General features: G+C 39.2%; 18 protein-coding genes. 6 read left to right on the top strand and 12 right to left on the bottom strand.

The genetic code is table 11. The features are described from left to right. Positions 1-89: 89 nt before the first annotated feature. Positions 90-1772 (top strand): SulP family inorganic anion transporter, encoded by a 1683-nt coding sequence (locus VYM24_RS05420; RefSeq protein ID WP_330941684.1) that lies wholly within the window; start codon positions 90-92, stop codon positions 1770-1772. A 65-nt stretch (positions 1773-1837) separates the two neighbouring features. On the opposite strand, the gene VYM24_RS05415 is transcribed toward VYM24_RS05420, so the two are convergent. The 4 genes from VYM24_RS05415 to VYM24_RS05400 form a co-directional block, all read right to left on the bottom strand. Continuing rightward, complete coding sequence (locus VYM24_RS05415; RefSeq protein ID WP_022393189.1) at positions 1838-2347, bottom strand: flavin reductase family protein; 510 nt, start codon at positions 2345-2347, stop codon at positions 1838-1840. 22 nt (positions 2348-2369) lie between these two features. Continuing rightward, positions 2370-3644, bottom strand: a complete 1275-nt coding sequence (locus VYM24_RS05410; protein WP_330941683.1) for an ATP-binding protein — start codon at positions 3642-3644, stop codon at positions 2370-2372. 134 nt (positions 3645-3778) lie between these two features. Continuing rightward, positions 3779-4552, bottom strand: a complete 774-nt coding sequence (locus VYM24_RS05405; protein WP_330941682.1) for a radical SAM protein — start codon at positions 4550-4552, stop codon at positions 3779-3781. Positions 4553-4634: 82 nt separating this feature from the next. Next, positions 4635-6641: a helix-hairpin-helix domain-containing protein gene (locus VYM24_RS05400; protein WP_330941681.1), complete on the bottom strand. Its 2007-nt coding sequence runs from the start codon at positions 6639-6641 to the stop codon at positions 4635-4637. 108 nt (positions 6642-6749) lie between these two features. Between VYM24_RS05400 and VYM24_RS05395 the strand changes: the two genes are divergently transcribed. Beyond that, entirely contained in the window at positions 6750-7349 is a 600-nt protein-coding gene (locus tag VYM24_RS05395; RefSeq protein WP_330941680.1) for a DUF4294 domain-containing protein, read from the top strand. Positions 7350-7516: 167 nt separating this feature from the next. Here VYM24_RS05395 and VYM24_RS05390 read toward each other — a convergent pair whose 3' ends face one another. Continuing rightward, a complete protein-coding gene (locus VYM24_RS05390) occupies positions 7517-8044 on the bottom strand; it encodes an RNA methyltransferase (protein ID WP_007211408.1) in 528 nt (175 codons plus the stop codon). 392 nt (positions 8045-8436) lie between these two features. On the opposite strand from VYM24_RS05390, the gene nadA reads away from it, so the two are divergent. After that, the gene (gene nadA, locus VYM24_RS05385) at positions 8437-9474 is read left to right on the top strand and encodes a quinolinate synthase NadA (RefSeq protein ID WP_074435085.1); all 1038 of its coding nucleotides are present in this window, start codon (positions 8437-8439) and stop codon (positions 9472-9474) included. A gap of 75 nt (positions 9475-9549) precedes the next feature. On the opposite strand, the gene porZ is transcribed toward nadA, so the two are convergent. Both porZ and VYM24_RS05375 read right to left on the bottom strand, forming a co-directional pair. Beyond that, on the bottom strand, positions 9550-11586 hold the full coding sequence (gene porZ / locus VYM24_RS05380) for a type IX secretion system anionic LPS delivery protein PorZ (protein WP_330941679.1): 2037 nt from the start codon (positions 11584-11586) through the stop codon (positions 9550-9552). A gap of 68 nt (positions 11587-11654) precedes the next feature. Next, positions 11655-12239 carry a non-canonical purine NTP diphosphatase gene (locus tag VYM24_RS05375; RefSeq protein ID WP_330941678.1) on the bottom strand — a complete coding sequence of 195 codons (585 nt, stop codon included), beginning with the start codon at positions 12237-12239 and terminating at the stop codon, positions 11655-11657. Positions 12240-12287: 48 nt separating this feature from the next. Between VYM24_RS05375 and VYM24_RS05370 the strand changes: the two genes are divergently transcribed. Beyond that, a complete protein-coding gene (locus VYM24_RS05370) occupies positions 12288-13799 on the top strand; it encodes a phosphoethanolamine transferase (protein WP_330941677.1) in 1512 nt (503 codons plus the stop codon). 4 nt (positions 13800-13803) lie between these two features. Here VYM24_RS05370 and VYM24_RS05365 read toward each other — a convergent pair whose 3' ends face one another. Beyond that, positions 13804-14706 carry a YitT family protein gene (locus VYM24_RS05365; RefSeq protein WP_007661161.1) on the bottom strand — a complete coding sequence of 301 codons (903 nt, stop codon included), beginning with the start codon at positions 14704-14706 and terminating at the stop codon, positions 13804-13806. Positions 14707-14800: 94 nt separating this feature from the next. Next, a complete protein-coding gene (gene leuS, locus VYM24_RS05360; protein ID WP_330941676.1) occupies positions 14801-17638 on the bottom strand; it encodes a leucine--tRNA ligase in 2838 nt (945 codons plus the stop codon). A gap of 656 nt (positions 17639-18294) precedes the next feature. On the opposite strand from leuS, the gene VYM24_RS05355 reads away from it, so the two are divergent. After that, the gene (locus tag VYM24_RS05355; protein ID WP_330941675.1) at positions 18295-19173 is read left to right on the top strand and encodes a DMT family transporter; all 879 of its coding nucleotides are present in this window, start codon (positions 18295-18297) and stop codon (positions 19171-19173) included. 15 nt (positions 19174-19188) lie between these two features. Here VYM24_RS05355 and VYM24_RS05350 read toward each other — a convergent pair whose 3' ends face one another. Further along, a complete protein-coding gene (locus VYM24_RS05350) occupies positions 19189-20697 on the bottom strand; it encodes a DUF2961 domain-containing protein (RefSeq protein WP_330941674.1) in 1509 nt (502 codons plus the stop codon). Between the two features lie 34 nt (positions 20698-20731). Further along, positions 20732-21886 (bottom strand): glycoside hydrolase family 172 protein, encoded by a 1155-nt coding sequence (locus VYM24_RS05345; RefSeq protein ID WP_217715772.1) that lies wholly within the window; start codon positions 21884-21886, stop codon positions 20732-20734. Positions 21887-22090: 204 nt separating this feature from the next. Here VYM24_RS05345 and VYM24_RS05340 point away from each other — a divergent pair, with 204 nt between their 5' ends. Next, positions 22091-23002 (top strand): transposase, encoded by a 912-nt coding sequence (locus VYM24_RS05340; protein WP_425286637.1) that lies wholly within the window; start codon positions 22091-22093, stop codon positions 23000-23002. 33 nt (positions 23003-23035) lie between these two features. Here the strand turns inward: VYM24_RS05340 and VYM24_RS05335 are convergent, their stop codons facing one another. Continuing rightward, positions 23036-24754, bottom strand: a complete 1719-nt coding sequence (locus tag VYM24_RS05335; RefSeq protein ID WP_330941673.1) for a RagB/SusD family nutrient uptake outer membrane protein — start codon at positions 24752-24754, stop codon at positions 23036-23038. Positions 24755-24763 lie beyond the last annotated feature (9 nt).

Below are 24763 nucleotides of genomic sequence, written 5' to 3'. Positions count from 1 at the left end.
CAAATATAATATATTTGAAAGCAATCAACCAATATATGCATTATTTTGTCTAATTTTGCACCTCGTTTCACAAAAAGTACAGATTATCAATGAAAGCGTTCGATTTCAGACCAAAGCTATACACAGCTTTGAAAAATTACTCGAAAGAATTATTCATGGCAGACCTGATGGCCGGTATCATAGTAGGTATCGTTGCTCTTCCGCTTGCCATTGCGTTTGGTATTGCATCCGGTGTATCACCCGAGAAAGGTATTATCACGGCAATCATTGCCGGATTCATTATCTCCATGTTGGGAGGTAGCAAAGTACAGATCGGTGGTCCTACAGGAGCTTTTATCGTTATTATTTACGGCATCATCCAACAATATGGAGAAGCAGGACTGATTGTTGCCACGCTGATGGCGGGAGTCATTCTTATTCTGTTAGGGATATTCAAGTTGGGTGCTGTAATCAAATTTATCCCCTATCCTATCATTGTGGGATTTACCAGTGGTATCGCTGTCACTATTTTCACCACCCAGATAGCTGATATCTTCGGACTTAATTTCGGTGGTGAAAAGGTTCCCGGAGATTTTGTCGGGAAATGGATGATCTATTTCCAGCATTTCGATACTATCAACTGGTGGAATACAATTGTCAGCATTGTAAGTATTGCAATTATCGCCATAACCCCGAAATTCTCAAAAAAGATACCGGGATCGTTGATTGCTATTATTGTAGTGACGGTAGCGGTATATCTGATGAAGACTTATGCCGGAATCAACTGTATAGATACTATTGGTGACCGTTTCAGTATCAAAGCGGAACTGCCGGATGCAGTAATGCCTTCACTAAACTGGGAGGCTATTCAGGACTTATTCCCTGTAGCCATTACCATTGCGGTATTAGGAGCCATCGAATCACTGCTTTCCGCTACGGTAGCGGATGGTGTTATCGGTGACAAGCATGATTCCAATACGGAATTGATAGCACAAGGAGCTGCCAATCTAATAACACCCTTGTTTGGTGGTATTCCTGCTACCGGTGCCATTGCACGTACAATGGCCAATATAAATAATGGTGGTAAAACCCCTGTTGCAGGTATGATACATGCAGTGGTGCTCTTGCTTATCCTTCTGTTCCTTATGCCTTTGGCACAATACATTCCGATGGCTTGTCTGGCAGGTGTATTGGTGATTGTCTCTTATAACATGAGTGGCTGGCGCACATTCAAGGCACTACTGAAGAATCCGAAATCAGACGTCACCGTATTGCTGATTACCTTCTTCCTGACAGTTATTTTCGACTTAACCATCGCTATTGAAGTGGGTCTTGTCATAGCTTGTGTACTCTTTATGCATCGTGTGATGGAAACCACTGAAATTTCTGTTATCAAAGATGAGATAAACCTGAATGAAGAATCTGCCAGCAAAGAAGAAGAAGAAAACTTATCCATCCCTAAGGGTGTGGAAGTATATGAAATAAACGGCCCTTACTTCTTTGGTATTGCCACTAAGTTCGAGGAAATCATGTCCAGACTGGGAGACCGTCCCAAAGTGCGCATCATACGTATGAGGAAAGTACCTTTCATCGATTCAACAGGTATTCACAATCTAACCAATCTTTGCCAGATGGCGCAACGGGAGAAGACAACAATCGTACTTTCCGGTGTGAATGAAAAGGTGCACAAAGCATTAGAGAAATCCGGTTTCTATGAACTGCTGGGTGAAAAGAATATCTGCCCGAATATCAATGTGGCATTGGAAAGGGCGAAAGAATTATTGGATGAGTAAAACAAAGTAATAATATAAAGGAGGGGATGAAAAAATCATTCCCTCCTTTATATTATTAAAGATACTTATTCCCTCATCCATGCTCCGGTAATTTCAGCTACATAAATATGATGCAAACCGCCATGGGCACCACCATACCATTGCTTACAAACACTTGGATCGATAAAACAGTCTTCTTTCATTACATCCGTATAAAGCTTACGGCATTCCAGACTGAGACGGCCTTGTTCAAAAAGAATATTTCCTTTTTCTGTAATAACCGGTTTCAGTCCCGTCTCTTTCACCTTGTCTACTTCCCTACCCGATTTGCTTCCACATATCTTATGGATAGCTCTGTTCTCTTCTCCCAGGAAAGAGAGCGTGAAGTATTCACTCTTCTCAATAAACTCAAACGTATAACGTTCCGGACGGATAAAGACATAGACCACCGGTTTATTCCATAGGAAGCCTATACCACCCCAACTGGCAGTCATTGTATTGAAATGATCTTTATTACCTGCTGTCACCAGCATCCATTCTTTACCGATAACTTCAAAGAAGTTCTCTGAAAGATCTTTAATTGCAATAGGTTTCATTGTATGCATATTATAAAATTAGTCACTTTAATATTTCTGATAAATTCCATGCTTGTACATGACGTATACCTTCTCTTGAAGGCAATTGAACTTCGTCCATTGAAACAACATACTTCTCATAACTATCAGCAATTGATAATAAAGAAGCATATTCACGCTCCATTGTTTCTTCCGTTTCCATCATGTAAGCAACCTGAATATAAATAATACGGTCGTCTTTCATAGCCACAAAATCGACCTCTTTATCACGAATAGTGCCCACATAAACTTGAAAACCAAACCTGCGAAGCTCGATATATACCGCATTTTCCAACAAATATCCTACACCATATGCAAAGCCCGGATATAAAAAGTTCTTAAATGCCAAATCATTCAGATAATATTTGCAATTACCCGCCAGAACTTCTTTTCCTTTAATGTTGTAACGCTCTGTTTTATAAGCCAAAAAGGCTTCTTCTATATAACTTAAGTAATTCGATAACGTATCGTATGATACTTTACGGTTCTTCGATTTAAAGAAATTTATTACATTCTGAATCGAAAACAAATTGGATGTATTATTCAACAAATAAATAAAAACATCATCCAGAAGTCTGACATCACGAATGGGTTTACGTTTCACTATATCACGCAATAATATGGTATCTTTGACCGAAGCAACATATTGCTTCTGAGATTCCGTATCAGGCAAATTATACAATTCCGGTAGCCCTCCACGTTGTAAATAAGATAAATAAGAGGAACGTCCTGCCACTGTATCCGTCACTTGAATATATTCCATATAATTATATGGGAAAATATGAAACTCAACGTAACGACCGGAAAGCAAAGTAGCCAGTTCACTGGAAAGCATCTTTGAGTTTGAACCGCTGATAAACAACTCACATTCTTCCACAAAATCCTGAGAATGAGAATTGACAAACCGCTCCCAACCATCCACATTCTGTATTTCATCGAAGAATAAATAAACCTTTCCCTGAGGATTAAGTTTTTCACGATAAAGTTGATATAGTTTTTCTAACTCCTGATAATTGTCTATGAAATCAAATTCCAAATATTCCTTATTGATATACAGAATATTATTAGGATGAACACCTAAGTCAGAAATCAAACCGGAAGCTATTTGCCTTAGAATATAGCTTTTCCCGGAACGACGTTGACCTATAAGTACCTTTACTAATTTATTTCCTACAAAAGCATGAATCTTATTAATGTAAGATGTACGTAGTAACCCTAATTTATAGGAATTTCCATTCCAAAGATTATACTTTTCCAGTGCACTCCATTTATCGTCCATAAGCTAAGTTTTCCACAAAAATATAAATAGTTTCGATTATAATCGAAACTATTTAAAGTGATTGTTTTAATCAAGATGCGGTTACCCTGTACTTATTTTACCTATAGGTAATTGCATCACTACCTATAGGTAGTTTAATAAGAAACACTAACCGGAATACCTTCTTCCTTAATTAAAGCAGCAATGCGGTCCAGTTCCTCATGAGTAGCCTTACAAAGATCATGGTCAGGCGTTTCACGATCAATGGTATAAATCATCACCTGACGGGGCTTTATCTCTTTCACAACTTCCAGCCACGGAAGAACGTACTTATCCGAAGTATTATCCACATCTTTTCCCTGATAACTGCCTTTCATGAACATAGTCTGAATAATACAGTTGCCTTGAAAAGCTTTCATATATTCTACGATTCCACCCACAGAATAATGCCCTGCAGGACGATCCACAGTATGAATATAATCCTCATCTACCGTATCGAGTTTCAGTATGTTGTTATCTATCTTGTTCAGCGCATCAAACACTGCAGGGCGGTGAATAAAGGTGGAATTACTCAATACACTGACTTTGGCATTCGGGAAATACTTATCACGAAGCATCAACGTATCTTCTATGATTTCAGGGAAATGCGGATGAGCTGTAGGTTCACCGTTTCCGGCAAAAGTCAATACATCCGGTTGAGGGCCATTCTGTTGCATATCCTGCAATCTGGCTTCAAGGGCATTGCGTACCTCTTCGCGGGTAGGCAATGCCTTCTTGGGACGATGGTCTGCATTGAAACCGCATTCACAATAAATGCAGTCGAACGAACACACCTTACCATCTTCCGGCAATAAGTTAATCCCTAAGGATACTCCCAAACGGCGGGAATGAACAGGACCGAAGATGGGAGACGGATAGATAACAGTCATTGTATTTACTATTTTAAATTAAAATGGAACTATTATATTAAACAAAGATATGAAATAAATAAGATAACCGTCTATTTCCAATCTAAAACTTTATACGAAGCTGCATTTGTAAGTCGGCTTTTCTGTTTCCTTGTATCAGGTCGTTACCCGAACCAATGGTTTCACGGTCCTGATAGACGGTTTGCCCGAATTTAACAAGAAGCATCAGAGCTTTGTTCACATCATACCGGGCACAGGCAGAAAAGCGAAATCCTTGTCCATAAAACGAAGGCGTATAGAAGGTGTAAAGCAGACCTTTTTCGGAAGCATAAATGCGGGAATCGTAATCATCCGTATGGAAATAAGTACCCTGCACAGATATCTTCAGCGGAAAAGAAAAAGCATACGAACAGGATTGTGTAAACTGATATCCCTGGCTTCCCTCCTGCCCCTGTGAATGAAAATGATTATAATCCACCGTTGTTCGTAACTGTAGATGATCCGGTGAATAAGTCAGGCGGTAACGAAGGCGGTGATGATAAGTAGGGAGGATAACTTTTCCATCCGTTCCTGCCACATCTCTCTCTTTTCGCTTATAGCGATAGTTAACATACATAGATAAATTTCGCTTAGGAGAATAGATTGACTGGAACATGCCATCCACACCTTGCGACGGTTTACTGATGCGGTATTTCCACCAGGGAAAAGAAAATAAATCCAGAGAAGCGAAGAATTTCCAATGTGCCAAAGGCGATGCTTCGGCAGCCAGATACCAGCCATTTTCATTTTGCGGTGTACTACTTTCACCAAACGAACGTGCAAACATTGCCCAGTAATCATGACTATAATATCTATGAACAATCAACAGTTGATAACCGGTTAATATATTATATTTCAATTGGTTCAACAGTGAATAACCTTGTTTGCCCATAGCCGCTTCACCTGTCAGAGTAAATCGATTCCAGCGATATTTATAATCTACACCTACATTATGAAAGTAATTCCCTTGCAAATTATACTTGCCATAAGTTCTTAACTCCGGTTGATAACTACGGTTGAAAAAGTAATAAATGCCTGTCATTCCTACTTTTAGATTGTTCTTTTCATAGGTGATATTCCCACCCATCAACTGTAAAATGAAAGCATTTACTTTATCCGCTTCCTTCTTCGTACGATGCAATCCGGTTTTATAAATAGAGGTAATTTCACTCCCTTCTATGACTCCATCCATAGAACGATGTGAATAAAAACCAGATAACTGAAGTGCAGGAATAATCTCCACTGTTGCCGCAGCACCCCTGAAATAATTATATTCATCCGTTGAGCTGTGCTTCCGGATGCCACCACTACGGTTATCCACCGTTGAGAGAGAATAAGTTTTCCCTAAACGGAAATCAGTGCTGACTACTAGCCCTTGCCCGAAACTTAATCTGTAATTTCCCAATGCCAACGTTTTCAACTTACCCAGATTACGAAGCAGAAAGTAGATAGAATAATAATCATATCCTTTTTCATTATGCAGGGCAAAGAAAGGTTCTCCTGCATCCTTTTCAGCCGTAATTCCCATCTGGAGATAATCTCCGTAGCGATACCCATATCTTAGAGAGTGGTACATTGCAGGTCCCAGATAATTCTTCTGATAACCTTTACGGGTATAGAAAGGCACGTCCAGCCGGGTTAATACCTCCTGTTTACCATATTTCAACAGACTTTTCAACCGGGGAAAACCTGTCTTTTCAGGAATAGGATGTACACAAACAAAAGGAAGAAGCAGGTCGATGGTATGCTTATCCATTTCTTCCACCAATTGCAGTTCATAAATGGTTTGCATCTGCCCGTGTATATACACATAAGCCAAGATATTTTCAATCTGAATATCCGAAAGAAAAGGAAATTGCTCTAATTCACGTTTAGTAGTAACATTGATATTAACAGGTTCCTGCAGGCGATTGGACAGCTCTTCAAGTTCATCTTCCCAGTTCTTTTCTTCTTCATCCATAGAGAGTTGCTCTATATTCTCTTCCCACAAGGACACACTTGTATTTTGAGCTTCAAGTACAGGAGTCATCAACAGCATACTTAGAAAAACTCCCAACTTGAGTAATTTCATTCGTGTAAATAAGTTTAATTGTCGCGAAATTACCATAAATAAGTTAACACGACAAGGAAAACATCGACAATCAGACCAAATATAAAGATAAACACTTAATTTTGTGGCATGAACGCACGACTGAACATATTCATCATCGTAGTCTTCCTTCTGTTCGGGACTTCCTTATGCCAGGCACAGGAAACGAAAACCGAAGGATACTTGGTTCCTATGTGCGTTTACGAAGGAGACACTATCCCGTATATAAAGATACCCACCGTTTATATCTTCAAACCTCTCAAATTCAAAAACAAAAAGCAATTGAATGAATATAACCAACTGGTATATAACGTAAAGAAAGTATTGCCTATCTCCAAAGAAATCAACCGTGCAGTTATTGAAACTTACGAATATATGATGACTTTGCCTGATGAGAAGAGCCGTCAGAAGCACATGAAAGCAGTAGAAAAAAGCCTGAAAGAACAATATACTCCACGCATGAAAAAGCTTTCTTTCTCTCAAGGAAAGTTATTAATCAAGTTAGTGGATCGCCAAACCAATTCCACGGGTTACGAACTGGTAAAAGCCTTCATGGGACCTTTTAAAGCAGGTTTCTATCAGACTTTCGCCGCACTGTTCGGTGCCAGTCTGAAAAAACAATATGATCCTACAGGAGATGATGCGCTTACCGAACGGGTTATTCTGTTGGTAGAAAGCGGACAACTCTAATAATGTTAAGAACATTGTTAGTAATGAAAAACTGTCATTATAGAAAACCATGTATTTCAAACACTTACCTATATTGAAAACTTCTATGAACCATTGTTCATTTCTCTATTGATAAGGACATAATAACCACTGTTTGAATAGGGTTCAAACAACTTATCAACACCCTGTTATTTCAGTTTCTTAAATAAATCCCAGATAACGATACCGGCAGTTACAGATACGTTCAATGAGTGTTTTGTACCATATTGAGGTATCTCAATACATCCATCGGAATGGTCAATAACCTCCTGCTGAACTCCTTTCACCTCATTACCCATAACTACCGCATACTTCTTAGTACGATCTAAAGACAGCTCATCCAGCATGATACTACCTTCCGCTTGCTCTACGGAATAAACAGTATATCCTTCCTTTTTAAGGTTATCAACAGCTTCAACACAGTTATCAACATACTTCCAGTCGACAGTGAATTCAGCACCTAAAGCTGTTTTATGCATTTCAGGATGGGGCGGAGTAGCTGTAATGCCACACAGGTAGATACATTCCACCCGGAAAGCATCCGAAGTACGAAATACAGAACCAATGTTATGAAGACTGCGGATATTATCCAATACCACCACCAGGGGCAACTTTTCAGCTTCCTTAAACTCCTCTATACTAATACGATTCAGTTCTGTTATTTTCAGTTTACGCATGACAGCTATACTCTTTAAATGACTTTTATTAATAGATTGATTTTATCTCGTTGCAAAGATACTTCTTTCCGTTCACATCCCTGTTAATAACCGTTGAAAAGCTGTCAAAAGAGTAGGGAAAGAAATTCAAAAATAATTCTTGCAATATTCAAAACAACGTATATGCACCCACCAGAATGAACATTCCAAAAAAGTTAAGAGAAACTTTCCGAGGTTATATAAACACATTTTTTAGCCCTATTACACCGGTTTATAACCATAAAGTTATTAACTTTGCACTTTATCAACAAGGTGTTGAAAGAGTTTTATAGATGGCTTATTATCAAGAGATATACCTTTTATTTGCCCGTTGATAACGTACGAATAAAGTTTTATCTCATACTAATAACTTCATAGGCAAGAAAAATCGTATTTACTTGTCGACACTATTAACAGCCTATCATCACCATCAAAGGATTTTTAAATTAGAAAGAGAAATAAAAAATATAATTATGAATAATCTCATAGAAGCTATCAAGCAACTTAAAAAGGAGAAGAACGCGATTATTCTGGGGCACTATTACCAGAAGGGGGAAATACAGGATATAGCCGATTACGTCGGCGATAGTCTGGCATTGGCTCAATGGGCAGCCAAAACGGAAGCGGATATCATTGTGATGTGCGGTGTTCACTTTATGGGTGAAACGGCCAAGGTGCTTTGTCCGAATAAGAAAGTGCTGGTTCCTGATATGGCAGCCGGTTGTTCGTTGGCAGACAGTTGTCCGGCGGACAAGTTCAGTCAGTTTGTCAAAGAGCATCCCGGATATACGGTGATATCTTACGTAAATACGACAGCTGCCGTGAAAGCAGTGACAGATGTTGTGGTAACTTCTACCAATGCGAAGCAGATCGTGGAAAGTTTCCCCAAAGATGAGAAAATAATCTTTGGTCCTGACAGAAACCTGGGGAATTATATTAACTCTATCACGGGGCGCAATATGTTATTATGGGACGGCGCATGCCATGTACACGAACAATTCTCGGTTGAAAAGATTGTTGAATTAAAGGCGCAGCATCCCGATGCAGTGGTTTTGGCACATCCCGAATGTAAGAGTGTAGTTCTGAAGTTGGCTGATGTGGTAGGTTCAACGGCAGCATTGTTGAAGTATGCAGTGAATCATCCCGAGAAAGAGTATATTGTTGCTACCGAATCGGGCATCCTTCATGAGATGCAGAAGAAATGTCCGCAGACAACGTTTATTCCGGCCCCTCCTAACGATAGTACCTGTGCCTGTAATGAATGTAGCTTCATGAGATTAAATACGCTGGAAAAGCTTTATAATTGCTTGAAAGACGAATCTCCGGAAATAACAGTAGATCCTGAAATAGCTGAGAAAGCAGTGAAGCCTATCAAGAGGATGCTGGAAATTTCGGCAAAGCTGGGGCTTTGATAAAGTGGTAAGGTGATAGAGGTGATAAAGTGATAGGGTAACATTACTCTTACCACTTTATCACCTCTATCACTCTTATTCTCCTCTTATAAATGCAATTTTCGTAACAATCCCTTCTTTTCCTTCACTGTCTGCGGCAAGTACCATATATATTCCTGTGGCTACTCTCCTACCTTGCTTATTTCTTCCGTCCCAGGTGAATTGCCCTCCCAGGGAAGTACCTTGGTAAATAAGATGTCCGGCAGTATCCACAATCTTCACATCACTGTCGTAAACCATTCCCGTAATAGTAATCACTCCGTTGTAGTCCGGACGTACCGGATTAGGATAAGCACGTACATTACTCTCTTTAAAGCTGTTTTCAGCCTCTGTAGCGTCACTTTGATAAGAAACGAGTCCCTTGCTTGTTCCGATGAAGACTTCGCCGGTACGGGGATGTATGGCAATAGATACGATGCTATTGGAAAGCAGCGGACTGTTCTCTTCCATAAAGTGATGAATCGTTTCCATTCCATCCGCACTTATCAGGTAAATTCCATTGGACGCTGTACCTATCCACTTTCTGTTGGCACCATCTATTGCAATGGCATTAATCGCTTCGTTCACCAATAAGAAATCAGCCAAGCCGCTGTCGTCATTGCGCGGAACTTTAATCTGTGTACAATAGAAGTTATCATTAAAGTAACGAGAAGGGTTATTCAGTATCAAAGGCCCTTTGTTAGTACCTATCCAGATAGCTCCCTCTTTATCTTCGGCAATGCAATAAACCGCCAGTTGTTCTAAAAGGGTTCCATCTTGGTTAGTGAACCGGGTAATGAACCTGTGTTGGTCGTCCGAAGTATCCGCTATAGTGCTGTTATAATTCAAGCAGAACAATCCTCCCGACTCTATACGCGAAGAAGTAGCCCACAGCCAACCTCTTTTATCAAAGATAGTCCGTCCGAAATTACTTCTTTCCATGGCTTCCGGATAATGAAGACTTACCCAGCTTCCATCTTTTCTTAATACCTGTACCGGATTTTTAGCAACACCGCAACTTACCATCCAAAGATTATTATCTTTATCATAGATAAGTCCATTTACGCGTACATAATTGTGTTTTGAATCACTGTTTGGCAGTGCACTTTCCAACGGACTATTATGCATACTGTACCAATTAATAAATTTCCCATCTTTAAATTCATAAATCCCCTCTCCTGCTGATGCCGCAAAATGATGAGTATTGTCCTGAGGATCTTGAACGATACAATTGATATCATCATACCGTTGTTTGGTTTGTTCACTGATACCCTCTTCCTGAAAATTGTTCCAGGTATTATTTTCAAATGTCATGATAGTACCTGGACGATCCAGTCTGTTTGCTATATGTCCGCCTCCGGTTATTAATAATCGTTCTCCGGTAAAATTCATATAATACGGATAGTTACGTATAGGACTGTTTGGCGTTATATTTTCCGGTATTTCTTCTTTAAAAGGAATATCCTTGTATTTAGAAAGGAATTCAGAGGTATCGTCCGAAACCTTTTTCCAGTTGTTAATATCTAATAGATTTTCAGTTAATAGTCCTGCGAACAATCCTTCGGAAGTAGCTGCATAAAGATAATTCTCCGATACGTTGCATGCCATAACGTTTTTATTCAGGGGATAATAATTGCTGATTTCTCGCTTTTTCAGATTAATACAAAGAATACCCGAGGCAGTGGATAAATACGTGTATTCTTTATAAAAACAAGCATGGTTGACTGTTTTGTCCTGTGTCATATTCTTGTTTTTATAATCGGGAAGATTATAAATATCTTCCTCATTCACTAATAAATCTATATTCGCATTGGAATAAATAATGACTAATAACTTATAGGCTGATTGGTAAGCAATATAGGATATTTCCGTATCGCTTAGCGGAAAAGATTTTGAATAAGTTCGTATACTGGTATCTTCTTTATCATAAGCATACAAGTCTCCGTTTGCAAGTATGAAGAGTTTGCTTCCTATGACTTCACTGCGGGTGGGGGTGTGATAAGAAAGGTAAGTTTGCCACTCTCCTATTGCGTTTTGTGCATTGACGGACAATAGAATGCATAAGCTGAATAAAAGTATATATAAAAATCTCATAAAAAGGTCAGAGCTATATTAGTTTGTAAGCAACACACTTACAAACTAATAACTCTATATTTATGGGTTTATTGTATGCTATTGAGGAATTTGCAGAGTTTGTTTGTGGCTATGGCGCGATGGCTTATTTTATTTTTCAATTCATTGCCCATCTCTGCAAAAGTTTGCGAGTAACCTTCGGGTACAAATATCGGATCGTATCCGAAACCCGAATTACCTCGTCTGGTTTTGATGATTTCTCCTTTTATAAAACCCTCGAACAAGTGTTCTTTTCCGTCAATAATCAGGGCAAATACTGTACGAAATTGTGCTTTCCTGTTTTCTATTCCTTCCATGTTGTGCAGGAGTTTCAGCATATTTGCTTCTGCATTGTGTCCGTCTCCGGCATAGCGGGCAGAATAAACTCCAGGTTCTCCATTCAGTGCTTCCACTTCCAGTCCGGTGTCATCGGCAAAGCAATCCATCTGGTAGTTTTCAAAAATATATTGAGCTTTCATCAAGGCATTTCCTTCCAAGGTATCTGCTGTTTCGGGAATGTCTACGTGGCAGTGAATGTCTTTCAGGCTAAGGAGTTCTATCCTGTTGCCTAAAATGGCAGTAACTTCCTCCAATTTATGTGCATTGTTTGTGGCAAATACAAATTTTCTTTTCATAATAATTGGTATTATTTATCGTTGTATATTTGTGCAAAAGTACAAAAGATGAAGGAAATATTTTTTAATAAGGACTTAAAATATGCTTTGTTCATATTGTCTTTAACTATAGGTTACGGACTTCTCTTTGTTATATGGGAATTTCTGGATATTCCTTGTTCTGGTTTTACTGATTGTCTGATACTTGTATTGCAATGGGGGATTATCACCTTAGCTTCTTTTCCCTTATTTCTTTTGTTAGGGGTCAACAGATATGTTTTCTGTGTTTCTTTTCCTGCTATTGTGTTACTTAGTAGCATTTTTGCTTATTTTCGCTATTCGCTTCATATTACGCTAACTCCGATGCTGATTGATCTGATTGTAGTAAATGATGCAGGTTTCGGAATAGGCTTTATGACTTTTAAGTTGTTTCTGTTTGTTCTGATTGCCTTGCTGTATTCCTTGTTTGCTGTATATTGGCGTTTCAGCAAAATACAAGTAAATAAATGGGAACTTTTTATAGTATCTTCCTTATGTTTATTATTTGTGTTTCATGGTGTGGGAAAATTATCCGGTTCCGTATCACGGCGTATGCCGGCTTCTTTCTTTTATGTATTGAAAGATTATACGTTGCAACGCCAGACACAAAGTACACGAATTGACTTTAAGGAAAATATTCGTTGTGATGCAGATACTTTAACTACAATTGTGGTATTGGGGGAATCATTACGTGCCGACCATTTGCAACTGAACGGATATAGAAGAAATACTACTCCTTTACTTACATCTGATGTGCAGATATGTTCCTTCTCCAATGTTTATACTAAAGAGTTTTTTACGCACACCAGTCTGCCGGTTATCTTGACAAGGGCAGACAGTATTGATGATAAAAGAGCACAAACAGAACGATCTTTTATTTCTCTCTTCAAAAAGGCTGGTTTTCGCACATCCTGGCTTGCCAGTCAGGAGCCTGTAAATACTTATTCCGATTTTATGTATGAAGCCGATACATTGATATATGCTAATGAGGGAAAGAATGTGTATATGTTTGATAAATGGCTGGATGGAGCTTTATTGCCTTCTTATTTGAAAGAATTAGAATATTCGAACCCACGGAAGTTGATTGTTCTCCATACGATAGGTTCACATTGGTGGTATAATTCTCATTTTGAAAAAGAAGTTTTCTCTCCTATTCTCCGTTCAAAAAATATCTCTTCAAGTACTCGGGAGGCTATTATAAATTCTTATGATAATACTATCATATATACTGATTGGTTTTTGCATCAGCTGATTGAAGAATTGAGAGATAAAACAGCTATTCTTATTTATCTTTCCGATCATGGAGAATCTTTGGGAGAGAACGAAAAATATCTTCATGCGGAAGATAATGAACCGCTTCATTATCCGGCAGCTTTTGTGTGGTATTCGGTTAAGTATGAAAATTTGTTTCCTCAGAAAATAGAAGCTATGAAAAGAAATGCTGTGAAACATGTCACTACGAGTTTCATGTTCCACAGCATTTTGGATGCTTCTTCCATTACATCTGTTTATCTGGATGGAGAAGAAAGCATATTCAGATAAAGTCTTATTTCACTTTCAACCGGTCGAAACCTTCTCCATATACTCCGATAACGGAACTTTGAGAGATAAATGCGTTCGGGTCAATGTCTTTCACCAAACGGAAAATGTCGATTGACTGGCGCTTGTAAGCCAGAACGACGAGTACTTTTACATTGTGTTTACTGTACCATCCTATACCGTCCAGAACGGTTACGCCGCGGTGTGTCTCCTTCGTAATACGGTCGGCAATCTTTTCATATTCTTTGGAGAAGATAAAGAATTGCACGGACTGGCGGGCACTGTTCACAATATAGTCTAATACGAAACCGATAACAAACAAAGTTACAAAACCAAATATCACACGTCTCCAGTCATGGAATACGAAGTAACAGGAACTGATGATAATCACATCGCAAAGCATCACCATACGTCCCAGTGTGACGTCTTTATACTTATGTATGATGGCGGCGATGATATCCGTTCCTCCCGTGCTTCCGTTGCAATTGAATACGACTCCGAGACCTGCACCGCACATCACGGCACCTATCATACAAGCCATGAAGTCCTGTCCCGGTCCCAGTATAAGTGGTGGTGTATTGTCTGGACCGTTTACAAGCATTTGGAAAAACCATAAAAAGAATGTCAGCCCGAAGATGGCGAATGTGGTTTTAATACTGAATTTAGGACCCAGTATTTTAATGGCAAATGTCATTAAGACAGCATTGATGATGAAGTATGACCATTGGATAGGAAACCCCGTGGCGTAATAGATAATTGCACCGATACCTGTAGTACCGCCCGTCGTTATCTGATAAGGAATCAGAAACAACGCCCATCCCAAGGCATAACTGATAAGACCGACAGTGATGAAGATATAGTCCCGCAACTCTCTCATCATTTCGGCTTTGGTTGGTTTTGTAATTTGCATATTAGTTAGTTACAAGCTACGAGCTACGAGCTACAAGTGTAGGTAAATGAGACAAGTTGACTTGTCTCTTGTAGCTTGTAGCTCGTAACTTACGTTATTTAATAACAATGTTTACGATCTTCTTCGGAACGACAATCACTTTCACTACTGATTTGCCTTCCATCCATTTAGCCGAACGTTCATCTGCCAATACGGTGCTTTGAATGGCTTCTGATGTTTCGTCAGCAGGGAATTCCATATTGAAGCGTGCCTTGCCATTGAAAGATATGGTGTAGTTGATTGTATCTTCCACCAGGTATTCTTCGTTGTAAGCAGGCCAGTTGGCATCGCAAACTGAGTCTTCATGGCCCAGTGTATCCCACAACTCTTCACATACGTGCGGAGCGAAAGGAGCCAATACGATAACCAGTTGATTCAATATTTCCTTCTTGCTGCATTTCAGGCTGAATAACTCGTTTACGCAGATCATGAAAGCACTGACGGAAGTATTGTAAGAGAACTGTTCAATATCACTCGTTACTTTCTTAATCAGTTTATGCAAAGATTTCAGTTCTTCCTTGGTTGCAGGCTCATCCGTCACCATATAGTTTCCGTTACGGTCGTAGAACAGTGACCAGAACTTCTTGATGAAGCGGTACACACCGTCGATACCGTTCGTATCCCAAGGCTTGGATTGCTCTACCGGACCGAGGAACATCTCGTACATACGCAATGTATCCGCACCGTATTTCTCAACAATCATATCGGGATTAACTACGTTGAACATGGATTTACTCATCTTCTCCACAGCCCAGCCGCAGATGTATTTACCATCTTCCAGGATAAATTCAGCGTTGGCAAATTCAGGACGCCATGCTTTGAAAGCTTCGAGGTCCAAAATATCATTGGATACGATATTTACATCCACATGGAGTGGGGTAGTGTCGTACTGATTCTTCAGATTCAGAGAAACGAACTTGTTGCTATCTTTGATACGGTAAACGAAGTTACTCCGTCCCTGTATCATGCCTTGGTTCACCAACTTCTGGAACGGTTCTTCCACGATAGACACTCCTACATCGTGCAGGAATTTATTCCAGAAACGTGAATAAATCAAGTGCCCCGTAGCATGTTCCGTACCACCTACATAGAGGTCGACGCTTTTCCAGTATTCATCTATTTTCTTATCAACCAATGCTTTGTTATTATGCGGGTCCATATAGCGCAGATAGTAAGCGCTGGAACCTGCAAAGCCCGGCATGGTATTCAGTTCAAGAGGGAATACAGTAACGTTATCTATCTTTTCATTCTCTACCACACATTTGTTTACGGTATCCCAAGCCCATTTGGTAGCATGTCCCAACGGTGGTTCTCCGGTTTCGGTAGGAAGGAATTTGGCAACTTCCGGCAATTCAAGCGGCAGACAGCTTTCATCGATCATATAAGGCATTCCATCCTTGTAGTAAACCGGGAACGGTTCACCCCAGTAGCGCTGGCGGGAGAAGATAGCGTCACGAAGACGATAATTCACTTTTACGCGTCCCAGATTATGTTCTTTTACGTAGCTCTTGGTCTTTTCGATAGCTTCTTTGATGGTCAGTCCGTTCAATGTAAGATCACAGTAAGGAGTTACATCAGGTCTCGGAGAGTTGCAAACGATCCCTTCTTTGGCATCAAAGCTTTCTTCGCTGACATCGCAACCTTCTACCAACGGACGGATTTCCAATCCGAAATGTTTGGCGAAAGCATAGTCACGGCTATCGTGTGCAGGTACAGCCATGATGGCACCTGTACCATAACCGGCAAGTACATAGTCGCTGATCCAGATGGGCACTGCCTCACCTGTGAAAGGATTAATGGCATAACTTCCGGAGAATACACCCGTCACGCTGCGGTCTGTGATACGATCACGTTCGGTACGTTTATTTGTACGTTCCAGATAAGCGTTAACTTCGTCCTTTTGCTCAGGAGTAGTCAGCTGGGCTACCAATTCGCTTTCCGGGGCCAACACCATGAAAGTAACACCGAACATCGTATCTGCACGAGTGGTGAAGATGGTAAATTCCAGATCGCTGTCTTTTACTTTGAACTGCACTTCGGCACCTTCGCTACGACCGATCCAGTTTCTTTGAGTTTCTTTCAGAGAATCTGTCCAATCGATAGTATCCAGTCCGTCCAACAAGCGTTGTGAATAGGCAGAAACGCGAAGACACCATTGACGCATCTTCTTCTGAACTACGGGGAAACCTCCGCGTTCGGATACACCGTCTATCACTTCATCGTTGGCCAAAACCGTACCCAATTGGGCACACCAGTTTACCATCGTTTCACCCAGATAGGCGATACGATAGTTCATCAGGATTTCCTGTTTCTCTTTCTCGTTCTTGACTTTCCATTCTTCGGCAGTGAAGCTGAGTTCTTCGCCACAAGCCACATTCATGCCGTTGGTACCTACTTGCTCGAAAGCCTGTATCAGCTCTTCGATAGGGCGGGCCTGTTGTTCATCATTGCAATAATAGCTGTTGAACATCTTCTGGAATGCCCATTGCGTCCAATGATAATATTCCGGTTCGCAGGTACGTATTTCGCGGCTCCAGTCGAAACAAAAACCTATCTTATCCAACTGCTCACGGTAGCGGTCGATATTGTTGATCGTAGTAATTGCAGGATGTTGTCCTGTTTGTATAGCATATTGTTCGGCGGGAAGTCCGTAAGCATCATATCCCATGGGATTTAGTACATTGAAGCCCTGCAGTCGTTTGTAACGAGCATAAATGTCCGAAGCGATGTATCCCAGCGGGTGTCCTACGTGTAGGCCCGCACCGGAGGGGTAGGGGAACATGTTTAGTACATAGTACTTCTGCTTCGTCTCATCTTCCTTCACTTGGTAGGTTTTCTCTTCCACCCACCTTTTCTGCCACTTCTTTTCAATCTCCCTGAAATTGTACTCCATAATGGTTTTCTTTCGTTATTTTATGGTTGATACTTAGTTATATACTTTATTAAACGGTGCAAATTTACGGGTTTATTTTCAGATTCATAGCTTAGTACAACAAAAAAGTATTTGTCCGGACCGTACCAGGGATACACTTGCTCCGTACCAAAGCCGTACTTTCTCCGTGTAGAAGTACTTTTGACCGAAGAATGTACGGAGCAAGTACGGTTCGGATACGTTTCAGACAGGTAGCGGAACATTTGAAAATATATGTTTTTTCCTGTTTAGTGGTAAAGTAGCGGAAAAGATGGAAAAAATATAAATAAATACTTGACAAAGTAATTTTTATTGCTTATATTTGTGATGTGCTTATTAAAACTAATTCAAGTAATGTAATACAAAAAATGGCTAAGTTAATTCAATAGGATTTTACACAAAAGTGTTTTTAGGATATTTCAAAGGATGAAGTCTGAGAAGATTGCATCCTTTTTTTGTTTATTTTTATGCCGAATTGCTGAAAAGTACTCTAATCACGTTGTTAATAAACGTGGGTAAAGTTTTTAAAAAACGTCACCCTTATTTATTAAAAACGTTTCCGGCGTCTATTAAATCCCCTGTTTTATTGTACAAAAAGTAGAAATGGTATATCTTTGCCTGCAATTTATCGGGAACGTATGAATGAGAAGAAAAATTACACCTATCATCTGATAGCGATCTTCACCGTAGGAGTGTGGGGATTAACCTTTATCTCCACCAAAGTTTTAATTGCCAATGGACTTTCTCCGAAAGAGATCTTCTTGCTTCGTTTTCTGATTGCCTATATTGGTATCTGGTTTATATCTCCCCGCAAACTGTTTGCGAACAACTGGAAAGATGAACTTTGGTTGTTATTGGGTGGCATCACGGGCGGTTCCGTTTATTTTCTGACGGAGAATATGGCTTTAGGCATTACATTGGCTACCAATGTGGCGTTTATTGTTTGTACAGCTCCGTTGCTCACCACTATCTTTTCACTGATGATTTATAAGAAGGAAAAGGCTACCCGCACTTTGATAGGCGGTTCACTGATGGCATTGGTAGGGGTGGCAATGGTGGTTTATAATGGGAGTTTTGTTTTGAAAATATCTCCGTTGGGCGATTGTCTTACTTTGGTTGCTGCTCTTTCATGGGCGTTCTATAGTCTGATAATGAAGAAGATGACGGGGAGCTATAATACTATTTTTATTACTCGCAAGATATTTTTCTATGGCATATTGACTACACTTCCCGTCTTTATGTTTCAACCTTGGAAGGCTGACCTTTCTTTGCTCATTCAGCCTTCCGTTCTGTTGAATTTATTGTTTCTGGGTGTAGTTGCTTCCCTGATTTGTTTTGCAATTTGGAATGTTGTACTGAAAAATCTGGGAACGGTACGTGCTTCCAACTATATCTATCTCAATCCGCTGTTCACTTTGGTAGGATCGGCTGTCCTGTTGGATGAACATCTGACGATTATTGCACTGGTCGGGGCTGCTTGTATTATGGGGGGAGTGTATATGGCAGGGAAAAGGTAAGAGTTATACTTGTTTTCAGGGTTTATCTAAATAATAAAAGGCTACGGACTTATAATTTACAGGATGTGTATTTCCAACCATACCATGTTCTATACCCATGTAGAATTCCTTTTCAAATGATAATTTGTCTGTTGTATAGAAACGGAATCCTCCGGTGCGTGCAGTTTTTAAATGATAATCCAGGCAGCCATGTAGTGGCAGGCTTTTAGCACGGTCCCATTTTCCAGGCAAATCGTACCATCCTCCATTGTAATAATCTTCGGAACCCGTACCGTGAATACGCATTTTACCGTCTACGTAAGTGGAATCATCTCCTTCGAAGAATACCATATTACCAGGATATAAACCTTGTGCTGAGTGAATGGTACCTACGTAGTGCCCTTTACCTTTTACAGAAAGGAAATCATAAAATTTGCCTTGTTCCGGATTAATTTCTCCATGCCAGAAAGCATATAATTTACCTTCGGTTTGTTTGATTCTGGCTTCCGTATTATAATAAACTTTCACTTTGAAAGGAATAGTTGTTCCTTCTATAGCTCGATACTGCAATGACATTTTTGCGGATTGATCGAATGGGCAAGGTAGAAAACAATAATGCCTTCCTGCGTCACTTCCTATAATCATTCCGTTCATGGATGGCTTTTCAGTGGAATATCCAAAGAAGTCTTGCATCGGAATGTTTATTGCAGGAACTTCTTCTTCATCCCATATAGTTTGTAGAAATACATCTTTGTGAAGAAGCTGTTCGCTGTTAATTTCGAATCCTACGATTCGTCCCGGTGTATTTGTATGGAAGAACTCTTTTTCTTCACCTGGAGCCAATGAAAAAGAAAGTTCTTCTGTCTGGCAATTTGCAGACTTTCCTTCAGCAAAAGTGTTCATATGGGATTTAGAAAAGTTTTCCCATACCCGGCATGCTTTCGATAAGGTAGTTTCCTCTTCAGAAGATAGGTCGATGGAAAAGCTTTCTATATCATAGTTTGGCATATTGCGGTATTGAATTTGATAGAATTTCATTTGATCACCATCTAATATAATTTTGCATGATTTTTTGTATGGAATGGGGAGATAGCAATAATATCCGCCTACTCCTTCTCCGCAAACAGGGTTTATGAAAGGATATCGTTTGTTAGAGAATAAATCCTGGAAGCAGATTTTCAATTGGGCTTTTTTCTGTCCGTCAAAGTAAAATTCTAATGTATCGTTAGTAGGGGTAGGGGTCCAGATGCGATTAATGATTCCGGGACCTTTCATTTCTGCAATAACAAGTTTATCACCTTCTTTCCGAAGATATGAATAAGTGCCATTAAATCCATCATCATTGCCTCCTGTTCTATCATAACTGGAAATTTGCTCCACGATACAGTTGGAACGGAAATCGGGTAATAAATCCAGGCGATAAAGAGTTTCTAATTCTGATGAATAATTATATTTTCTCTTTGTAACGGTGGAGCAGGAGAGTAGTAAACATATAATTACTCCTCCTGCTACTATAAAGTGATTCTTAATCCATTTATTCTGCATATTATAATTCTCTTTTTCCTTGATAAATAAATAATTATTCGTCTCCCCAGGCATTATTTCCTTTCGTCTTTTTCCATGTTTCGCGCATCTGATGAATATTCCAGAAATTAATCAGAGATTTCAATTTGCGACCGGCCTTATTCGGAATGGAGGGAATGGGATAAGCTTTATCCTGATACCAATAGGCAACTGTGGCAATATCCAAATTCATATCATTGGATGTACCATGTTCAATGGTTGCTTTCAGTGATTTTTCAAAGAAGATGGGATCGTTTATAAAGAAACGGTACGCATGGGTACGTCCTAACCATCCGGTTTCATTATTCACCCGAGGGTAACCGAAGAAAGGACTTTGGAAAGGTTCTTTTGGACACCATGAAGTATTGAAAAAATCTTCTGTTCCGGTACCTACCATTGAAGGTATTTTTTCTCCATCGATAAACCACATATCATCTCCTTCACCATACCAGGCAGTGGAAGGATTTTGAACATAGTAATTTAATCCAATGAAGTGTCCTTTCCCCTGTATATCAGCAAATACATAATTTTCTTTTCCATCTATATTAGCCATTTCTCCCCCTGTTTCAGGGTCTTTTACCGGAACAGTGATTTCGCGATTGAACCATGCATGAAAACGTCCCATATCCTTAGGCAATTTATCTACTTCATAGTAATCCACATAGAAAAATATGTTATCAATAACATTGTTCGCTTGATTTTCTATTTCAATGCGAGCACCTTTGCCAAACGGCATCATAAAGTAAGTGGACATACCTGTTCCGTTTGCAGGTCCGGTTGTCAATGCATACGATGAGAAATTGTAGCTCTCATCCCATCCTTGTCCGAAAAAAGGACCTATTGGAGACTCTACCGAAGGATAATCATTTTCATCCCAATATATTCGTAGAATGATATCATTCCGACTGATTAAATGAGGAGGCGGGGCAATAGTAAACCAGATATGGTTGATTATTCCAGCTCCTTGAATATCGCAGATTATGACTTTTTCGTTAGGTTTAATTCCGACAATACGGTCACCATTATAGCCATTTTTATCATAACTGCTTATGCGTTTTGAGCGGTAGCCGCTTTTGGTTTTTGCCAGATTATATAGTTCTCCATCCATTTGTTGGGCGAAGGCGGACAAAAAAGGAAGATATAACAGTAACAATAGTAAACCACGTTTCATATTTTCATTGTTTTATTTCTCAGTTCCTGATTAATAAAAATCAGGAACTGAGAAATTGATGAATAATGCGAATCAGTAGTTGATAATCATCTACCTTTTCGCTTGTTAAAATGTTATTATTCAGTTAATTATCTCATTAATTAGTTTTCTAATCTCCTTGAAAATCAGTATATTAGAAGAATAAAACCACTCATTATTCTAATTATGATTCCCAAGGAGAAAGAATTAAAACTTATAAAACTATATATGTATATCTGTGATGTTTACGAGTCTTCACTCAAGTTCTACTGCCAGAGGTTCAGTAACAGCAATCATCCAATCTTTACCGATCAGGAACTGCTTACTGTATATCTGTTCTGCGGAGCTTATCAGCAATACTTTAAAATCAAAGACATACATACCTTTACCAAGGAATACCTGCTTTCATGGTTCCCTGACTTGCCTTCTTACCAAACATTCAATTATAGATTGAATTTGATACCGGAAGCAATCAGCGAACTTGTCAGGCAGTTAATCCATTCATTCAAACCTCAAGATTGTGACAGTATGAAATCATTAGTTGACTCAATGCCTATCATTACTTGCGCGGGAAAGAACAAAGTAGGAAAGGTCGCTACTGAGATTACTTCCAAAGGATATTGTTCGACAAAGAACATGTATTATTTCGGAATAAAACTCCATGCAGTGGCTTTCCGTAGAAAAGGAACTATACCTTTTCCTGAAATGCTCATACTTTCCGCTGCGGATGAAAATGACTCAACTGTATTCAAAAGAGAATGTGTGGGAAATCTGAACAATAGAGAAATATATGCCGATAAAATATATTCGGATATACCATTCTATAAAGAGACGAAAGAATCCAAAAAACTCGAGCTATTTACTCCTGTAAAAGCTATCAAAGGAGAATCACCTGAAATAACAAAAAGGGAGAAAGCGGCAAGAGACTTGTTTTCAACGGCAGTCTCAAAAGTTAGACAACCCATTGAATCATTATTCAACTGGTTGAATGAAAAAACAAATATTCAAAGAGCGATGAAAGTCAGATCTACATCTGGACTTCTGGTACATACGATGGGAAAAATTGCCATCGCATTAATTACTTTAATTTTTAACTAAGGAATCAAATACTGATTCGCATGAATAATTAAATTATTTCCATCCCGGATTCTGTTCCAACTGTGGATTCAGCAATATCTGACGGGTAGGTAATGGGAATAAATAATGTTTGTCAGGATCGAACTTTCTATCTGATGCTTTTTCCAAAATAATAACTCCCTCTTCGTCTACTTCATAGCCCAGATTATTCCAACGACCATCTGTTTCATATTCAGTACCTTTATATTTAATGCCTCTCAATGGTTGATTAAGTTCTGTTTCTGCAGTTTTCCAACGTCTCAAATCGTCTAAACGGAAACCTTCCAGACTTAATTCAATAGTTCTTTCACGTCGAATCTCTTCCAACATATTCAATCCGTTTGTAGTAACGAAATCATTGGTAAGGTGAGGCATGCCAACCCTGTCTCTTAGTTTGTTAATACTTAAATTCAATTCTGCATCTGTTATTCTGTTATTCTTTTCGAATGATGCTTCAGCATAGATAAGCAATACTTCAGTATAACGGATGACAGACCAGTCGTTTCCTAATGGGAATGTGATTTCAGCCTCAAATTTTACATTTCTGTAACCTGTTTGAGTCCAAAAACCGAATTCCACATTATAAACAATACCTCTATTAGGATCATCCAGATTATTCCAGTCTGCATTGTACATGGGTTGTGAGAATAGCCAGAAACGTTCGCCCGGTTTCAAAAAGAAGATGTCCATACGAGGATCACGGTCTTCATATTCAGAAGTGAGTCTTTGATAGCCTTTGAATACAGTATTTGGATGATTTATAGGCAAACCATTTTTATCCAGATACATATCTGCTAACTTTTTAGTTGGGCAAAGATTACCGGAATGTTCGTAACGAGGAGATTCTCTGAGATCTTCATCATATCGTTGTGCTAAAATTGTTTCTTTATTATCGGCTTTAGTTAAACCGGCCGGATTAGCCTTAATTTTAGAAAGTGTGAAGAAGTATTTATAAGCTAAATCTCCTAATTCTGTTCTATGATCCCATAATTCATATTCATTACTATCAATAACACTTTTGGAAGCTGATATTGCATCATCCAGGAAAGCCTCTGCTCCTTGCAAACCATGATATTTTCTCCATGTTCCTTCAAACAGTGAAAATCTGGCTTTAAAAGCTAAAGCAGCTCCTTTTGATATACGACCTTTATCATCATTAGCTATTTCTGATTCAAGTGGTAACTCGGGAATGGCTTCATCTAAATTCTTTTTGATAAAAGCAGCAATTGTTTCTCTACTGTCACGCGGACCATACAATAGATCTTTATCATCCAATGTAAGGGTTTTCTCAATAAGAGGAACACCACCGAAACGTTTCAATAAGTTGAAATATTGATAAGCTCTGAAAAATTTCATTTCAGCCTCATAGACTTTTATGTCATCTTTCAAATCATCCGGTGCGGTTGCACACCTTTCAAGGCCATAGTTTATGTAGCGTATAGCCGAATAAGCTCCATCCCAGGTTCCGTCAGTTGTTCCGGCTATATATGAACCGTTACTTACATTATTAAATCCTGAAGGTTTAGTAATGTCGGACATGTCATCATCCGAATTGAAAGTGGATAAGCCATAATAAAAATTATTTGCATATCGTTTGAAATCCTCTGCGTTTGCAAAGTATACAGGTTCAGAAATTACATCTTTCGAGTATAAATTCAAACCTTTTTCACAAGAAACTGTAGTACCTAATAAAAGTAAACAGAGTCCTAATATTATATATTTATGTGTCTTCATATTATCTGT

This window comes from Bacteroides sp. MSB163, from assembly GCF_036416795.1.
Lineage (GTDB): Bacteria > Bacteroidota > Bacteroidia > Bacteroidales > Bacteroidaceae > Bacteroides > Bacteroides maternus.
The sequence above is the reverse complement of the archived record's forward strand: the minus strand, read 5'-3'. Positions and strand labels throughout refer to the sequence as shown.

What these genes read in the sequence shown, in the direction of transcription:
- VYM24_RS05355 (WP_330941675.1), top strand. Translation starts at nt 18,295, where the DNA reads ATGAATGAGAAGAAAAATTACACCTATCATCTGATAGCGATCTTCACC.
- VYM24_RS05335 (WP_330941673.1), bottom strand. Translation starts at nt 24,754, where the DNA reads ATGAAGACACATAAATATATAATATTAGGACTCTGTTTACTTTTATTA.
- VYM24_RS05405 (WP_330941682.1), bottom strand. Translation starts at nt 4,552, where the DNA reads ATGACTGTTATCTATCCGTCTCCCATCTTCGGTCCTGTTCATTCCCGC.
- VYM24_RS05410 (WP_330941683.1), bottom strand. Translation starts at nt 3,644, where the DNA reads ATGGACGATAAATGGAGTGCACTGGAAAAGTATAATCTTTGGAATGGA.
- VYM24_RS05350 (WP_330941674.1), bottom strand. Translation starts at nt 20,697, where the DNA reads ATGCAGAATAAATGGATTAAGAATCACTTTATAGTAGCAGGAGGAGTA.
- VYM24_RS05340 (WP_425286637.1), top strand. Translation starts at nt 22,091, where the DNA reads ATGATTCCCAAGGAGAAAGAATTAAAACTTATAAAACTATATATGTAT.
- VYM24_RS05375 (WP_330941678.1), bottom strand. Translation starts at nt 12,239, where the DNA reads ATGAAAAGAAAATTTGTATTTGCCACAAACAATGCACATAAATTGGAG.
- VYM24_RS05345 (WP_217715772.1), bottom strand. Translation starts at nt 21,886, where the DNA reads ATGAAACGTGGTTTACTATTGTTACTGTTATATCTTCCTTTTTTGTCC.
- VYM24_RS05415 (WP_022393189.1), bottom strand. Translation starts at nt 2,347, where the DNA reads ATGAAACCTATTGCAATTAAAGATCTTTCAGAGAACTTCTTTGAAGTT.
- VYM24_RS05395 (WP_330941680.1), top strand. Translation starts at nt 6,750, where the DNA reads ATGAACGCACGACTGAACATATTCATCATCGTAGTCTTCCTTCTGTTC.
- VYM24_RS05420 (WP_330941684.1), top strand. Translation starts at nt 90, where the DNA reads ATGAAAGCGTTCGATTTCAGACCAAAGCTATACACAGCTTTGAAAAAT.
- porZ (WP_330941679.1), bottom strand. Translation starts at nt 11,586, where the DNA reads ATGAGATTTTTATATATACTTTTATTCAGCTTATGCATTCTATTGTCC.
- VYM24_RS05400 (WP_330941681.1), bottom strand. Translation starts at nt 6,641, where the DNA reads ATGAAATTACTCAAGTTGGGAGTTTTTCTAAGTATGCTGTTGATGACT.
- VYM24_RS05365 (WP_007661161.1), bottom strand. Translation starts at nt 14,706, where the DNA reads ATGCAAATTACAAAACCAACCAAAGCCGAAATGATGAGAGAGTTGCGG.
- leuS (WP_330941676.1), bottom strand. Translation starts at nt 17,638, where the DNA reads ATGGAGTACAATTTCAGGGAGATTGAAAAGAAGTGGCAGAAAAGGTGG.
- VYM24_RS05370 (WP_330941677.1), top strand. Translation starts at nt 12,288, where the DNA reads ATGAAGGAAATATTTTTTAATAAGGACTTAAAATATGCTTTGTTCATA.
- VYM24_RS05390 (WP_007211408.1), bottom strand. Translation starts at nt 8,044, where the DNA reads ATGCGTAAACTGAAAATAACAGAACTGAATCGTATTAGTATAGAGGAG.